Origin of the sequence: Burkholderia puraquae (assembly GCF_002099195.1) — a bacterium.
Classification (GTDB): domain Bacteria; phylum Pseudomonadota; class Gammaproteobacteria; order Burkholderiales; family Burkholderiaceae; genus Burkholderia; species Burkholderia puraquae.
This window is the reverse complement of sequence record NZ_NBYX01000001.1, coordinates 467,035-482,194: the sequence shown is the minus strand read 5'-3', so window position 1 is coordinate 482,194 and position 15,160 is coordinate 467,035. Positions and strand designations below refer to the sequence as shown.

11 protein-coding genes are annotated in these 15,160 nt (G+C 67.5%); 7 read left to right on the top strand and 4 right to left on the bottom strand.

Going from position 1 to position 15,160, the window contains the following annotated elements:
* The first annotated feature begins 22 nt into the window (after window positions 1–22).
* Window positions 23–955: an ABC transporter substrate-binding protein gene (locus tag B7G54_RS02195; RefSeq protein ID WP_085037546.1), complete on the top strand. Its 933-nt coding sequence runs from the start codon at window positions 23–25 to the stop codon at window positions 953–955.
* A 105-nt stretch (window positions 956–1,060) separates the two neighbouring features.
* On the opposite strand, the gene B7G54_RS02190 is transcribed toward B7G54_RS02195, so the two are convergent.
* Window positions 1,061–2,155 (bottom strand): LLM class flavin-dependent oxidoreductase, encoded by a 1,095-nt coding sequence (locus tag B7G54_RS02190; RefSeq protein WP_085037545.1) that lies wholly within the window; start codon window positions 2,153–2,155, stop codon window positions 1,061–1,063.
* Window positions 2,156–2,207: 52 nt separating this feature from the next.
* Complete coding sequence (locus B7G54_RS02185; RefSeq protein WP_085037943.1) at window positions 2,208–3,176, bottom strand: ABC transporter substrate-binding protein; 969 nt, start codon at window positions 3,174–3,176, stop codon at window positions 2,208–2,210.
* Window positions 3,177–3,461: 285 nt separating this feature from the next.
* Between B7G54_RS02185 and B7G54_RS02180 the strand changes: the two genes are divergently transcribed.
* The 3 genes from B7G54_RS02180 to B7G54_RS02170 all read left to right on the top strand — a co-directional run bounded on the left by B7G54_RS02180 (window position 3,462) and on the right by B7G54_RS02170 (window position 6,711).
* Window positions 3,462–4,379 carry an alpha/beta hydrolase family protein gene (locus B7G54_RS02180; RefSeq protein ID WP_085037544.1) on the top strand — a complete coding sequence of 306 codons (918 nt, stop codon included), beginning with the start codon at window positions 3,462–3,464 and terminating at the stop codon, window positions 4,377–4,379.
* Complete coding sequence (locus B7G54_RS02175; protein WP_059240503.1) at window positions 4,376–4,807, top strand: MarR family winged helix-turn-helix transcriptional regulator; 432 nt, start codon at window positions 4,376–4,378, stop codon at window positions 4,805–4,807. The genes B7G54_RS02180 and B7G54_RS02175 overlap by 4 nt, the downstream gene beginning before the upstream one ends.
* Before the next feature lie 458 nt (window positions 4,808–5,265).
* Window positions 5,266–6,711 carry a sialidase family protein gene (locus tag B7G54_RS02170; RefSeq protein ID WP_085037543.1) on the top strand — a complete coding sequence of 482 codons (1,446 nt, stop codon included), beginning with the start codon at window positions 5,266–5,268 and terminating at the stop codon, window positions 6,709–6,711.
* A gap of 70 nt (window positions 6,712–6,781) precedes the next feature.
* On the opposite strand, the gene adhP is transcribed toward B7G54_RS02170, so the two are convergent.
* Window positions 6,782–7,810, bottom strand: a complete 1,029-nt coding sequence (adhP, locus tag B7G54_RS02165) for an alcohol dehydrogenase AdhP (protein WP_085037542.1) — start codon at window positions 7,808–7,810, stop codon at window positions 6,782–6,784.
* Between the two features lie 581 nt (window positions 7,811–8,391).
* Here adhP and B7G54_RS02160 point away from each other — a divergent pair.
* The 3 genes from B7G54_RS02160 (at window position 8,392) to otsA (ending at window position 14,598) form a co-directional block, all read left to right on the top strand.
* Window positions 8,392–10,470, top strand: coding sequence for a TonB-dependent receptor (locus B7G54_RS02160; RefSeq protein ID WP_425266444.1), 2,079 nt, complete (start codon window positions 8,392–8,394; stop codon window positions 10,468–10,470).
* 466 nt (window positions 10,471–10,936) lie between these two features.
* Window positions 10,937–12,556 carry a methyl-accepting chemotaxis protein gene (locus tag B7G54_RS02155; protein WP_085037540.1) on the top strand — a complete coding sequence of 540 codons (1,620 nt, stop codon included), beginning with the start codon at window positions 10,937–10,939 and terminating at the stop codon, window positions 12,554–12,556.
* Between the two features lie 635 nt (window positions 12,557–13,191).
* On the top strand, window positions 13,192–14,598 hold the full coding sequence (gene otsA / locus B7G54_RS02145; protein ID WP_085037538.1) for an alpha,alpha-trehalose-phosphate synthase (UDP-forming): 1,407 nt from the start codon (window positions 13,192–13,194) through the stop codon (window positions 14,596–14,598).
* A gap of 7 nt (window positions 14,599–14,605) precedes the next feature.
* Here the strand turns inward: otsA and B7G54_RS02140 are convergent, their stop codons facing one another.
* On the bottom strand, window positions 14,606–15,073 hold the full coding sequence (locus B7G54_RS02140) for an OsmC family protein (protein ID WP_085037537.1): 468 nt from the start codon (window positions 15,071–15,073) through the stop codon (window positions 14,606–14,608).
* Window positions 15,074–15,160 lie beyond the last annotated feature (87 nt).

Sequence of the window (15,160 nt, the reverse complement as noted above, 5' to 3'; positions counted from 1 at the left end):
CCGACCTGCGAGGTGCCGCACGATGACCGACCGACGCCAGTTCATGACCGCCGCGCTGGTCGCGGCAACCGGCTTGCCGTGGCACACGGCGCACGCGGCCGCCGCCACGGCGGACCTCGACCCGCGCCAGGCCGGCCGCCTGCGCGCGGAACGCGACGACGCGGCGATCCGCGCGGCAGCCGGCTACCGCTGGGTACGCGACGGCGCGTTCACGGTCGCGATCTCACCGCACGCGCCGCCCGTGTCGACCTATGCGACCGACGCGCGCACCGTGGTCGGCGCCGATCCCGACTATGCACAGCTCGTCGCCGATGCGCTCGGCCGCTCGCTCGCGCTGGTGCCGATTGCGTGGGCCGACTGGCCGCTCGGGCTGACGTCCGGCAAGTACGACGCGGTGATCTCGAACGTCGGCGTGACCGAGAAGCGCAAGGAGAAATACGATTTCACGACCTACCGGCTCGGGCTGCACGGCTTCTACGTGCGCACCGGCAGCCTGATCGCGAAGATCGCCGAGCCGAAGGATATCGCCGGCCTGCGCATCATCACGGGCGCGGGGACGAGCCAGGAGCGCATCCTGCTCGAATGGAACAAGCGCAACGTGGCGCAGGGGCTGAAGCCGGCCGAGCTGCTCTATTTCGACGACGATGCGACGTCGCGCGTCGCGCTGCTGTCGGGCCGTGCCGATGCGGAGCTGAACCCGAACGCGTCGCTCGCGTACGAGGCCGCGCGCACCGGCAAGATCCGCCGTGTCGGCGTCGTCAATGCGGGCTGGCCGGCCAACGCCGATGTGGCGATCGCGACGCGGCGCGACAGCGGGCTGGCACCGGCGCTGACGCTCGCGACGAACGCGCTGATCGGCAGCGGCCGCTATGGGCAGGCGCTCGCGCGCTGGGGCTTGCAGAGCGAGGCGATCGCGCGTGCGGAGACCAATCCGCCGGGGTTGCCGTCGTTTTGAACGCGACGAAACGCCGATGCCCCACATGACATCGCCCCGGCATGCCACAACGGAAATGCCGGGGCGATTCGACGCAGTCCCGTACGTCGTTGCGCCGCGACGCGTCTACGCCGTCACCGCCGCGTGGTACCGGTCGAGTTCCGCGACCTGCGCATGAATTGCCGGAATCAGGTCGCGCCCGTAATCGAGCGCATCGTCGAGCGGATCGAACCCGCGAATCAGGAACGTCGATACACCGAGCCGGTAATACGCGCCGAGCGCCCGCGCGACCTGTTCGGGCGTGCCGACCAGCGCGGTCGAATTCCAGCGCGCGCCGGTCAGGTTCGCGACACCCATCCACAACCGCTCGTCGAGCACGTCGCCCTGCGCGGCGGCCGCCATCAGCCGCTGCGAGCCGGCATTCTGCGGCGCATGGTCGGCGATCGGCTGGCCATTTGCGAGCCGTGCCGCGCGCACGCGTTCGCGGATCGCCTCGGCCTTCTCCCATGCGGCAGCCTCGGTATCGGCAACGATCGGCCGGAACGACACGCTGATGCGCGGCGCACGACCGAACGGCGCGGCGGCCGCCTGCACGCGCGCGATCTGCTCGCGCACCGACGCGAGCGGCTCGCCCCACGTCATGTAGACATCGGCATGCTCGCCCGCGACCGCCAGCGCGGCCGGCGACGAGCCGCCGAAATAGATCGGCACGTGCGGCCGTTGCGTGCCCTTCACGAGCGGCGACGCGCCGCGCAGCCGGTAGAACGCGCCATCGTGGTCGACCGGCGAGTCAGCCTGCCAGATCCGTTTCAGCACGTCGAGATATTCGCCGGTGCGGCGGTAGCGCGCATCGTGCGGCACGAAATCGCCGTCGCGCTGCAGGTCCGCATCGTCGCCGCCCGACACGACATTCAGCGCGAGCCGGCCGCCGCTGAACACGTCGAGCGTCGCGATCTGCCGTGCGGCGGCCGACGGCACGATTACGCCCGGCCGGTGCGCGAGCAGGATGCGGATGCGCTCGGTCGCGGCGGCCGCGAACGACGCGACGATGAAGCCGTCCGCCGCGTTGCTGAAATGGCCGACCAGGATCTGGTCGAAGCCTGCGGCCTCGTGCGCCTGCGCGAAGCGGCGCACGTAGTCGGGCTGGACGGCCTCGCCGCCCGGTACGTCGACCTCCGCGCCGGGCGTCGCGGTGATCATGCCGATGATGTCGACTGGCATGTCGGGATGTCCTTGTGGTTCTCGATCGGAAATCGCGGCCGGGATGGCCCGCTTACTGCGCGGCGGCCGTCTTCTGCACGGGCGCGGCGAACGCGCCCGCATACGAGCGGTCGAGGAGCTTCGACGTGTCGTATGCGGCCGGGATCACACCGGCCTTGTGCAGGAAATCGGCCGTGTTCTGCGCGTCCTTCGCGGCCGTCTCGTCGACCGGGCCGACGCGCTGCTTCGCGTTGTTGAGCCAGCGGTACGCGACGTCGGGTTCGAGCTTCGCGCGTTTCGCCCACAGGTCCGCATACTCGCGCGGATGGCTGTCGACCCACTGGCGCGCGGCAACGACGCGGCGCAGGAAATCGGTGATCTCGGCGCGCTTGCCGGAGGCGGCCTGCTCGTTCGCGGCGACGAAACTCAGCGCGGGCATCAACCCCTGCGCGGTCGTCACGGGCCGTGCGCCCTGCCGCAGCGCAAGCGTGCTGACGAACGGCTCCCACAGCGACACGGCGTCGACCGAACCGTTCGCGAGTGCGTTGGTCGCATCGATCGGCATCAGGTACGCGTACTTGACCGAATCGGCGCGCAACCCCGCGTGTTCGAGCGCACGCAGCACGAGCTGCTGGCTCCATGCGCCGCGCCACACGGCGATGGTCTTGCCCTGCAAGTCGGCCACGGTGCGCACCGGCGAATTCTTCGGCACGAGGATCGCGACGCCGTCGAGGCTCTGCCGCGACACGGCGACGACCTTCACCGGCGCACCGCGCGCGGCCAGCGTCAGTAGTGCGGAATCGCCGAGGAACCCGACGTCGATCGCGTTGCCGTTCAGGCTTTCGGCAACGGGTGCGGCGGCCTGGAAGTGCTTCCACTCGATCGTGTAAGGCAGGTCCTTCAACACACCGGACGCCTCCATCGACGCCTGGATGTTGAAGTAGTTCTGTTCACCGACGCGCAGCGTGACGGTGTCTTTGGCCATACCCGGCTGCGCGGCAAGCGCCAGCAAGAGTGCCGTGACGATTCGGCTCGACAACATGATCTCCCGGAAGGTTGGCGGTCGCGCCGCCGCGTGGCCCGCCATGCGCGACGGCCGGCGGAACGGATTGAACCGGTGAAGATACGTCGATCTGCTTCATGAAACAAACGCAATATTCTGCTTTGCAAAGATGCAAATATTTTATGAAGTGCATTCAGGCGCCCTGTGCTCGAACCCGTCTCGGCCGTCTGCCGTTCGAATGAATCCTCGACAGATATTTCGTGCACGAAATAAATCGCGGACTATATTTCGCATACGAAATAACTACCTGGAACGAGGACGGCCATGACCTCCCAACCCATCGAGTTTTCCGCCGCCGACGGCTACGTGCTGCACGGCACGCTGTGGTCGCCGGACGCGCCGCCGCGCGCGCTGGTGCTGATCCATCCGGCGACGGCCGTGCCGGAGCGGCTGTATGCGGGCTTCGCGCGCTTCCTGACCGAACGCGGCTTCGCGGCGCTCACCTACAACTATCGCGGCATCGGCGCGTCGCGGCCCGCGCGCCTGGGCGCGCTGCAGGCCCGTATGCGCGACTGGATGGAACTCGACGTGGGCGCGGCGACCGCGTGGGCACGGCAGGCGTATGAAGGGTTGCCGCTGCTGGCGGTCGGCCATAGCGTCGGCGGGCATGCGATCGGGCTGTCTGCCACGACGCCGCACCTGCGCGCGGCCGTGCTCGTCGCCGCGCATGCGGGCAGCACGCGACTGATCACGCAGGCGGCCGAACGCCTGAAGGTGCGGCTGATCCTGCGCGTGCTCGGCCCGCTGATGTCGGCGCTGCTCGGCTACGTGCCCGGCAAGCGGCTCGGGCTTGGCGAGGACATGCCGGCCGGCGTGTTCCGTGAATGGAGCCGCTGGACGACGCTGCCGCATTATTTCTTCGACGATCCGACACTCGGCGCGGCCGAGCGTTACGCGAAACAGCAGTTGCCGATCCTCGCGCTCGGCTTTGACGACGATCCGTGGGCAAACCCGGCTGCCATCGGTCTGCTGGTAAGCTACCTGACCCGCGCGGCGGTCGAACGCCGCCAGATCGATCCGCACGCGGCGGGCAGCGGCCCGGTCGGGCACATGGGCTTCTTCCGCAGCCGCCCCGGCACCGTGCTGTGGCCCGACGTGGCCGACTGGCTCGCGCAGGCACTCGACACGCCGCGAACCGCGGGCCGTCCCTCCCTTTCCATTGCAGCCGGGAACCCAGCTTGAGCGAAGACCGACGACTGTTTTTCATGTTGAACATCGGCCAGCGGCGCGTGCAGCGATGGATCGACCGCAAGGCGGAGACCGAGACGCGCGCGAGCGCCGCGCAGGCCGGCGCGCTGTTCTGTCTCGCGAAGCAGGATGGCGCGCTGATCGGCGAAGTCGGCGCCGCGCTGCAGCTCGCGCCGTCCGCGATGACGGGGCTCGCCGACCGGATGGCGAAAGCCGGCCTGATCACGCGCCATGCCGATTCCGACGACGGCCGCGCGACGCGGTTGTACCTGACCGACGAAGGCCATGCCGCGCTCAAGCGTGCGCGCGTGCTGCTGCGCGAACTCAACGGCAAGCTGTGCGATGGGTTTTCCGATGACGAACTCGATGTTGTCGCGCGCTGGCTGCATGCGTTGCAGGAGCGATTTCCAGCGGAACGCTGAGCGGCACGTTCCGGCATCGCCACCGGCGCTCGGCGGCCCTCATCGAAAGCGATTGCGATTCGCGTTTTCGATTCGATTCTCATGCCGCTGCGACGGCAATTTTTGCGTGCCTGCGGCGCTCTGCCGGCAACGCTTTCCGGCTACGCACTGTTACAAAAAACTGCCTGTCCGGCGGCATTCTAATCGCCTACATTGCAATCCACTTCGACGCATTCGTCGCATGCGCCGACGGGCCTTCCCGTCCGGCCGACATCGCAGGCACGCCTGACAATCAATGAAAATGAAGAGGAGTCTTAACCGACGCGCTGGCGGCGTCCAGCGCACGCGGATTGCGATGACTGAAGCGGCATCCTGAACGATACGTATCGGCATGATGCGCGGCATACGACGCCACGCGCCGAATCGCGTTGCCGCGTCGTGCCACGTCATCGCACCCGCATGTCAACGAGGAGCAGTCCATGCGACGCATGATCGTGTCCCACTCGCTTGTCACCCGCCTGACCGCCGCGATGGCGATGGCCGCCGCTGCCGCGGCGCACGCCGATCCCGTCGTGGTGTCCGGCCCGAGCCCGTTCGCCGCCTGCACCATCGGCGGCCCCGGCACCAACTACGTGAACGCCGAAGTCGAGCCGTGGCTATCGGTCAATCCTGCAAACCCGATGAACATGATCGGCGTGTGGCAGCAGGACCGCTGGTCGAACGGCGGCGCCCACGGGCTCGTCGCCGGCTACACGTTCGACGGCGGCGCGACCTGGGCACGCACGCCGCAGCCGTTCAGCGCATGCGCGCCCGGCGGGCTCAAGTACGAACGCGCGTCCGATCCGTGGGTCTCGTTCGGGCCGGACGGCACCGCGTACTCGGTGTCGATCTCGTTCAACCAGTCGAACAACAGCAACGCGGTCGCCGCGTCGGTCTCGACCGACGGCGGACAGACGTGGAGCAGCCCCGCCGTGCTGATCGCGAACGACGAGCCGACGACGCAGTTCTTCAACGACAAGGAATCGGTGACCGCAAACCCCGTGAAGGCCGGCACGGCCTATGCGGTATGGGACCGCCTCGAGCTGCCGAACGGCAACCCGTACGCGAACCTGCACACGCAGGCGTTCCGCGGCCCGACGCTGTTCTCGAAGACGATCGACGGCGGCAAGACGTGGAGCGCCCCGAAAGTCATCGTCAACGTGCCTTCGCGTCAGCAGACGATCGGCAACCAGATCGTCGTCGATCCGAGGAACGGCACGCTCTACGATTTCTTCGACCTGATCCAGCCACCATTCAGCAAGGCGGCCGGCAAGGTCGCGTTCATCAAGTCGACCGACGACGGCGCAACGTGGACGAAACCGCAGGTGATCGCTGGCCTGCAGACGGTCGGCGTCACGGATCCGGTCACCGGCGAACCGGTGCGCACCGGCGACATCATTCCGGAACCCGCGATCGATCCCGCATCGGGGCAGCTGTACGTCGTGTGGCAGGACAGCCGCTTCAACGGCGGCACGTACGACGAGATTGCGGTCTCGACGTCGAAGGACGGCGGCGCGACCTGGAGCACGCCGCAACAGTTGAATACGCCGACCGGACGCCCCGCGTTCAATCCATCGGTGCGCGTCGACAATACGGGGGCCGTGATGGTCACGTACTACGACTTCCGCGACCTGCTGGCCGGCAACACCACGACGCTGCCGACCGGCTTCTGGCGCAAGATCTCGCATGACGGCGGCACCACGTTCGGCGACGAGCGGCGCGTCGGCGGCCCGTTCGACATGAAGCTCGCACCCAACGCCGAAGGCTTCTTCATCGGCGACTACCAGGGGCTCGACGTGCTTCCGTCGTCGTCGTTCCATCCGTTCTTCGTGCAGACCAACGCGGGCAACCTGACGAACCGCACCGACGTGTTCTTCGCGCAATAACGCGCACCTGGCCGCCACGGCACCGCGCGACGTCGCCCGTCGCGCGGTGCCGTGGTCCGTGTGTGCGGCGTCAATGCATGTCGGTCAGCACGATGCGCCCGTCGACCTTGCCTTCGCGCAGCTTCGCGAACACGTCGTTGATGTTGCCGAGCCGGTCGCGATGGATGTGCGCGCGCACCAGGCCGTCGGCGGCGAAGTCGAGCGATTCCTGCAGGTCGCGCCGCGTACCGACGATCGACCCGCGCACGGTGATGCCGTTCAGCACGGTCGAGAAGATCGGCAACGGGAAATCGCCGGGCGGCAAGCCGTTGAGGGCCACCGTGCCGCCGCGCCGCACCATCCCGAGCGCCTGCGCGAACGCACTGCGCGACACGGCCGTGACGAGCACGCCGTGCGCGCCGCCGATCTCCTTCTGAATCACCTTGGCCGGATCGTCGATCGATGCGTCGATCGTCAGTTGCGCGCCGAGCTGCCGCGCCAGCGCGAGCTTGTCGGGTGAAATGTCGATGGCCGCGACGTGCAGGCCCATCGCGCGCGCATACTGCACGGCCACGTGCCCGAGGCCGCCGATGCCGGAGATCGCGAGCCACTGGCCCGGGCGCGTATCGGTGACGCGAATGCCCTTGTAGACGGTGACACCCGCGCACAGGATCGGTGCGATCTCGTCGAACGCAACCTGAGCGGGCAAATGGCCGACGTAGTCGGGATCGGCCAGCACGTATTCCGCGTAGCTGCCGTTCACCGAATATCCGGTGTTCTGCTGGCCGTGGCACAGCGTTTCCCAGCCCGTGTGGCAGTACTCGCAATGGCCGCAGGCCGTGTAGAGCCAGGGCACGCCCACGCGGTCCCCTTCGCGCACGTGCGTGACGCCCGCGCCGACCGCCGCGACGATGCCCACGCCTTCATGGCCCGGAATGAACGGCAACGACGGCTTGACCGGCCAGTCGCCGTCGGCCGCATGCAGGTCGGTATGGCACACGCCCGATGCCTTGATGTTGACGAGGATCTGGCCGGGCCCCGGCGTCGGCACGGGCACCTCCTCGATACGCAGCGGTTCGCCGAACGCGTGCACGACGGCCGCTTTCATGGTTTGGGTCATATGTCGCTCCTGCCTGGTCGGTGAGCGATCCAGTATCCGGTTTCGGCATCGAAGGACGTTGATGCGCGTCAACGCGCGGGACAATCCGCGGCGCTGGCCGGTGCTGCAAGGCGTCGCACCGGCGCGTGATGCCGGATTGCCGTGGATCCGGATCCGATCGTGGCTATCCACGCCAGCCTCATCGACCGGCGTATGGCTGTTTCCCCGCGGACAGTGTCGACAGACACCGAAGGCAGGCGACGCGAACCTGGCCGGCGCGTGAGCAACGCGTCGGCACGCGCATCGCATCCCCCCGTGATGGCGGTCGCTCCGAGCACTGTGCAGACGCTTTCCGCTCCCGCCACCATTTCACCCATCCGACAGAAACCCGACAGAACGCCGCCGTCCTGCTTGGATTTTGAAATGATATAACATATCATTTCGCGTGCTCGTCCGCCTGCCGCCGTTCCACTGTGGGTGGGCAAGCCTCGCCGAGCCATGTTCCAACGGGTCACTGCGCGTCGCCGACGCAACAATATATCGTATCTAGCCGTGGCCCGCATCGCTCGTTATCCGATCCGATTCCAACCGATTTCCCGACCATGCGCGACCTCCCTCGTCTACCGCTTCGCCCGCTCTCGTCCCTTTCGCTGATGGTGTTCGCCGCCGTCGCGCACGCGCAGGCCGATACGCCTGCCGTGTCCGGCACGCCGCCGGCCACCCCGCTCGCCCCGATCTTCGTGACCGCGAACCCGCTCGGCGACAACGAACTGATCGCGCCGACGGTCCAGCTTTCCGGCGATGCGCTGACGCGCCGCCAGGCCGATTCGCTCGGCGAGACGCTCAACGGGCTGCCCGGCGTGTCGACCACCACCTACGGGCCGATGGTCGGCCGCCCGATCATCCGCGGGATGGACGGCGACCGGATCCGGCTGCTGCAGAACGGCGTCGCGGCCTACGACGCGTCGTCGCTGTCGTACGACCATGCGGTGCCGCAGGATCCGCTGTCGATCGAACGCGTCGAGATCGTGCGCGGCCCGGCCGCGCTGCTATACGGCGGCAACGCGGTGGGCGGCGTCGTCAACACGATCGACAACCGGATTCCGCGCGAAGCGATCCAGGGCGTGACGGGCGCGCTCGACGCGCGCTACGGCGGCGCGAACTCGGTGCGCGCGGGCGCCGCGCAAGTCGAAGGCGGCAACGGCCGCTTCGCGTTCCACGTCGACGCATTCGACCGAGAAACGAGCAAGCTGCGGATTCCCGGCTACGCGCGCAGCAGCGCGCAACGCGCGATCGACGGCCCCGACACGCCGCAGCCGTATGGCAACGTGCCGAACAGCGACGGCCGCGTGCACGGCGGCGCGGTCGGCGCGTCGTACACATGGGCGGATGGCTTCGCGGGCCTGTCCTACAGCGGTTACGAATCGAACTACGGCTCCGTCGCGGAAAGCGACGTGCGGCTGCGGATGCGCCAGGAACGCCTTGCGCTCGCGTCCGAGGTGCGCAACCTGAGCGGGCCGTTCACGAAGCTGAAATTCGACTTCGCGTACACCGACTACCGCCACAAGGAAGTCGACAACGGCGAAACCGCCACCACCTTCCGCAATCGCGGCTACGAGGCACGCATCGAGGCGACGCATCGCAAGATCGGCCCGTTCGAAGGCGCGATCGGCGTGCAGTTCGGCCAGAACACGTTCTCCGCGCTGGGCGACGAGATGCTCGTGCCGTCCACGCGCACCAACAGCGTCGCACTGTTCGGCCTCGAGGAATGGCAGGTCGTCCCCGCGCTCAAGCTGAGCCTCGGCGGCCGCTTCGAGCACGTGAAGGTCGATCCCGATCCGGCCGGCGTCGAGAAATTCGCGGGGGCGCAGCCGCGCGAGTTCAACGCGGGCAGCCTGTCGGCCGGCGCGCTGTTCTCGCTCACGCCCGTATGGTCGGTGGCGGCCAACGTCGCGTACACGGAGCGCGCGCCGACCTTCTACGAGCTGTACTCGAACGGGCCGCACGATGCGACGGGCCAGTTCCTGATCGGCAACCCGAACGCGTCGAAGGAAAAGGCCGTTTCGACCGACCTGTCGCTGCGCTACGCGAGCGGCCCGAACCGCGGCAGCATCGGCGTGTTCTACAACCGCTTCTCGAACTACCTGACCGAGTACAACACGGGCCGCGTGGTGAACGACGACGGCGAACCGGTCGCGCCCGGTACCGACGGCTCGCTCAACGAGGCGATCTACCGCGGTGTGCGCGCCGAGTTCTACGGCATCGAGCTGGACGGCAAGTGGCGCGCCTTCGCGCGGCGCGGCCATACGGTCGACCTGGAACTGACGGCCGACTACACGCACGCGCGCAACGTCGACACGGGCCAGCCGCTGCCGCGCATCGCGCCGCTGCGCGCGACGCTCGCGGCCGACTACGGCTACGGCCCGTTCGGCGCGCGCGCGCAGGTCACGCATGCTTGGTCGCAGCATCGCGTGCCGGACAACGACGTTTCGACGGACGGCTACACGTCGCTCGGCGTGATGCTCACCTACAAGTTCCGCGTCGGTGCGACGCGCTGGCTCGCGTACCTGCGCGGCGACAACCTGACGAACCAGGAAATCCGCTATTCGACCTCGGTCGTGCGCGGCTTCGCGCCGGAAGGCGGCCGCAGCGTGATGGCCGGGTTGCGCACCACGTTCTGACCCTCTCATGGTTCGCGGCGCCCGCCGCGGGCCGCTCCCCGGCGCCCCACTTCGCCGCGAATTTCCGCTTTTCGGGCATTACCGCCAATCGTGCGGCGCACGCCGCCCGCGACGCACATCGGTTCCCTCCCCAATTAGACTGCAACGAAATTCCGTCATTCATCCATAAATCAAAACAGATTCATCAGACAATTATTAGCAAAAAGCTATTTTGTTTAACCCTATAAAACCGGTTTCAAATTCCACGTATAAATCTTTAAATTGCGGGCGCTCCGGCGTTTTTTGATCAAAGCCAACAAATGCCGCCTGGCATGGTTTCCAATGCTAAAAAACTAATATCAGGGTTTTCGGCGGGTAAAGAATCATCCGGTATACCCGTTAATTCCGGCACGAGCCCGTATCTGGTCGAACAATAAATTCAATTCGCCAACCACACGCACAGAGGCACACTGTGAAAATCGCCAGAATGAGTATCAGAACAAAACTCCTAGGCGGCTTCGGCCTGCTCGCCGCGGTTGTCGTAATCGTGTCGGGCATGGCACTCAAGGCGCTATCCGACACGAACGCCGAGTTTTCCCGCTACATGAACGGCGTCAACGCGCGGGCGAACCTGTCCGCGCAGATCCGCACGGCAGTCGACCGGCGCGCGATCGCCGCGCGCAACCTCGTGCTCGTGACCAAGCCGTCCGACCTCGAGCTCGAGCTGGCCGAGGTGAACCAGGCGCACAAGGACGTGCAGGAGCGTCTCTCGAAGCTCAAGGAGATGATGGCGAACGCGACCGACAGCTCCGATCGCGCGCGCGAACTGGTGGCCGACATCGTGCGCATCGAAGGCAGCTACGGGCCCGTCGCGCTGCGCATCGTCGGGCTCGCGCAGGCCGGCAAGAAAGACGAGGCGACCGCCGACATCGACGACCACTGCCGGCCGCTGCTCGCGCAGCTGGTGCGCGCGACCGACGCATACGCGACCTATACGCATGAACGCGAACTCGCGATCGCGCAGCAATTCGCGGATCGCTATGCGATGGAGCGCAACCTGCTGGCCGGCATCTGCCTGATCGCTGTCGCGGTCGCGGTCTGCGGCGGCCTGTGGCTGACGCGCAAGATCACGGTGCCGATCGGTTCGGCCGTGGACGTCGCGCGCACGGTCGCGAACGGCGATCTCGGCAGCCGCATCCACGTGAGCGGCAACGACGAGACGCGCGATCTGCTCGAAGCGCTGCGGACGATGAACGAGCGGTTGATCGGCATCGTCGGCCGTGTGCGCGATTCGTCGAACAGCATCGCGCATGCGGTAAGCGAGATCGCGTCGGGCAACCTCGACCTGAGCCAGCGCACCGAGGAACAGGCCGCGTCGCTGCAGGAAACCGCCGCGACGATGGAGGAATTCACGTCGACGGTGCGGCTGAACGCGGAGAACGCGCAACAGGCGAGCACGCTCGCCGCGAACGCATCGGACGTCGCGCATCGCGGCAGCTCGGTGGTCGGCCGCGTGGTCGACACGATGACGGAGATCGGCCACAGCTCGTCGAAGATCGCCGACATCACGGGCATCATCGAAGGCATCGCGTTCCAGACCAACATCCTCGCGCTGAATGCGGCCGTCGAAGCGGCGCGTGCGGGCGAACAGGGCCGCGGCTTCGCGGTCGTGGCAAGCGAGGTGCGCAGTCTCGCCCAGCGCTCGTCGACGGCGGCGAAGGAGATCAAGGAGCTGATCTCCGCATCGGTGCAGACGATCCGCGACGGCTCGGCGCTCGCCGGCGAAGCCGGCAAGACGATGTCGGACGTCACGCAGGCCGTTGCGCGCGTGACGGACATCATGGGCGAGATCGCGGCCGCGTCGGCCGAACAGAGCCGCGGCATCGACCAGGTGAACCTGACGATCACGCAGATGGACGAGACGACGCAGCAGAACGCGGCGCTCGTCGAGCAGGCCGCGGCCGCATCGAAGTCGCTCGAGGCGCAAGGCCGCGAGCTGTCCGAAACGGTCGCCGCGTTCCGGATGCCGTCCGGCACGCACGCGACGCCGCCGAACGCGTACGCGCAAGCGCCCGCCGCGCATCACTGGCAACCGGCCACCGCGTAACGGATGCCGCAAGGAGACGACGATGCGCACACTGTTCCGCCGCCCCGCCTGCGTCGTCACGCTTGCGCGCACCGCACGATGCGCGGCCGCACGCGGCACGCGGTGCGGCTGTGCATCGTCGCCGTCCGGCGTGGCCTGTTCTCACGCACGACGTCGCGCTTCGCCGATTCGCGTGGCGCGTTCGCGGCACGCGTGCGTGTAGCACGTACGTCGGCGTAGCGCGATCGTCGACGGTCGTTTCTACCGACCGGCGCAGCATCGTGCCTGTGTCGGGCAATGCGCATCGTCACGAACGATCGCGCAAGATGCGCCCTCCTCCGCAGGGCATGGCGCACGCTGCGTTTGCAGCGTCGCGCAAGTTTCGCTCCCGCCCATGTATCGTGCGCTGCCACACCGACGACATGGAGATCGTGCTGCATTCACCCGCGCATCGCTCGCCGATGCAGACTTTTAAAACGCACGAATGACGAGTATCCTAAAAAAAGCACTCCCCGTTCGGACGGCGAATCGCGTGCCCTGACTCCCGTCCGATCGCATTGCGGCCCCATCGCTGCGCGCAGCGCGCGTCGATGGCGGCGTCCGCTTCTCGCGCCACGGCCGCACGAACCATCCCCCAACAATCGTCAGGAGAACTGGTGAGCCGACTCGTCGTCGTATCCAATCGCATTGCAGATCCACGTAAAGCCGCGGCCGGCGGGCTCGCCGTCGCCGTGAAAGACAGCCTGCAGGAATCCGGCGGCGTCTGGTTCGGCTGGAGCGGCCGGTTGCGCGGCGGCGACGATCAGCCCGCGCATGGCGACGAGGTGCAAATCCAGAACGTCGGCGGCATCCAGCTCGCGACGATCGATCTCGACCCGCAGGATTACGACGCGTATTACCTCGGTTATTCGAACAACGTGCTGTGGCCGGTGTTTCACTACCGGCTCGATCTCGCGCAGTTCGACCGCCGCTTCGCCGATGGCTACCGGCGCGTCAACCAGCTGTTCGCGCGCAAGCTGAGCACGCTGCTGCGGCCCGACGACACCATCTGGGTCCACGACTACCAGCTGATTCCGCTCGCCGCCGAGTTGCGCGCGATGGGCTGCAGGAATCCGATCGGCTTCTTCCTGCACATCCCGATGCCGCCGCCGCCGATCATGGCCGCGATCCCGGAACACGAATGGCTGATGCGCTCGCTGTTCGCGTACGATCTCGTCGGCTTCCAGACCGAGTCGGATCTGCTCCACTTCGAGCATTACGTCGAAGCGGAAGCCGGCGCCGCACGGCTGCCCGACGGCCGCCTGCGCGCGTTCGGCCGCACGCTGTCGGCCGGCGCATTTCCGATCGGCATCAACGTCGACGAGTTCGAATCGCTCGCACGCGATCGCGACGGCATCGACATGTTCGAGCGCATGCGCGATGAATATTCGCGCCGCCAGCTGCTGGTCGGCGTCGACCGGCTCGACTACACGAAGGGGCTGCCGCAGCGCGTGCATGCGTTCCGCCAGTTGCTCGAGCAGTATCCGGAGAACCGCGACCGCGCGACGCTGATCCAGATCGCCGCGCCGAGCCGCGAGGACCTCGGCGCATACGACGACCTGCGGCGCGAGATGGACAGCCTGTGCGGCGCGATCAACGGCGACTACGGCGAACTCGAATGGATGCCGATGCGCTACATTCACCGCACCGTCGCTCGCAAGCGCTTGCCGGGCCTCTACCGCGCGAGCCGCGTCGCGCTCGTCACGCCGCTGCGCGACGGGATGAATCTCGTCGCGAAAGAGTTTCTCGCCGCGCAGGACGCAGCCGACCCGGGCGTGCTGGTGCTGTCGCGCTTCGCCGGCGCGGCCGAGCAGTTGAAATCGGCGCTGCTCGTCAATCCGTACGACACGCAAGGCACCGCGCAGGCGATCCAGCGCGCGCTCGCGATGCCGCTCGAAGAGCGTCGCCAGCGTCACGCGGCGCTGATGGCGATCGTGCGCAAGACCGACGTGCACTGGTGGCGCACGCGCTTTCTCGACGCGCTCACCGAAGCGGCCGAAGTCGCGGCCGCGACCGAATCCTGACGCGCGCTCACACGCCGGTCGTCTCGCGGTCGAGCACCGTACCGTTCACGTCCTGCACCGCCACCGAGATCGGTATGCCGTCGCGCATGCTCTCGGTCACCACGCAATACGCGTCGAACCGGTGAAGCATGCGTGTCGCCGCCGCGAGATCGGCCCACGCCTTGCCGACCGACAGCGTCACGGCCATTGCGCCGACCCGCACCCTCCCCGCATCGTTCTGCTCCATGTCGACGTCGATATGCGCAGCCACCGGCTGCGGATCGACGCGCTGTTTCTCGAGCGCGAACAGCAGGCTCGCCGCGAGACAGCTGGCGACCGCCGCGGCCAGCAGCCGGACGGGGTTCGGGCCGCGGCCGGCGCCGAGCGGCGGCGGCTCGTCGGTCAGCACCGGCGAGAGATCGGTGCCGACAAACGTGACCTCGAAACTGAAACGCGCGTGCTGCGCGGCATCGACCGATACGTGCGCCTCGCTCATGGCGACTCCGTGACTGGAAAGAGGAAAAAGACGGCCGGCGCGACGCCGCGCCGACACAAGTGAGTGGCAGCCCCGGCGCGACGCGGT

Bases quoted from the DNA above. Each gene is read 5' to 3' on its own strand.
- B7G54_RS02195 (WP_085037546.1), top strand. From the start codon at position 23: ATGACCGACCGACGCCAGTTCATGACCGCCGCGCTGGTCGCGGCAACC.
- B7G54_RS02190 (WP_085037545.1), bottom strand. From the start codon at position 2,155: ATGCCAGTCGACATCATCGGCATGATCACCGCGACGCCCGGCGCGGAG.
- B7G54_RS02185 (WP_085037943.1), bottom strand. From the start codon at position 3,176: ATGTTGTCGAGCCGAATCGTCACGGCACTCTTGCTGGCGCTTGCCGCG.
- B7G54_RS02180 (WP_085037544.1), top strand. From the start codon at position 3,462: ATGACCTCCCAACCCATCGAGTTTTCCGCCGCCGACGGCTACGTGCTG.
- B7G54_RS02170 (WP_085037543.1), top strand. From the start codon at position 5,266: ATGCGACGCATGATCGTGTCCCACTCGCTTGTCACCCGCCTGACCGCC.
- adhP (WP_085037542.1), bottom strand. From the start codon at position 7,810: ATGACCCAAACCATGAAAGCGGCCGTCGTGCACGCGTTCGGCGAACCG.
- B7G54_RS02160 (WP_425266444.1), top strand. From the start codon at position 8,392: ATGCGCGACCTCCCTCGTCTACCGCTTCGCCCGCTCTCGTCCCTTTCG.
- B7G54_RS02155 (WP_085037540.1), top strand. From the start codon at position 10,937: ATGAGTATCAGAACAAAACTCCTAGGCGGCTTCGGCCTGCTCGCCGCG.
- B7G54_RS02140 (WP_085037537.1), bottom strand. From the start codon at position 15,073: ATGAGCGAGGCGCACGTATCGGTCGATGCCGCGCAGCACGCGCGTTTC.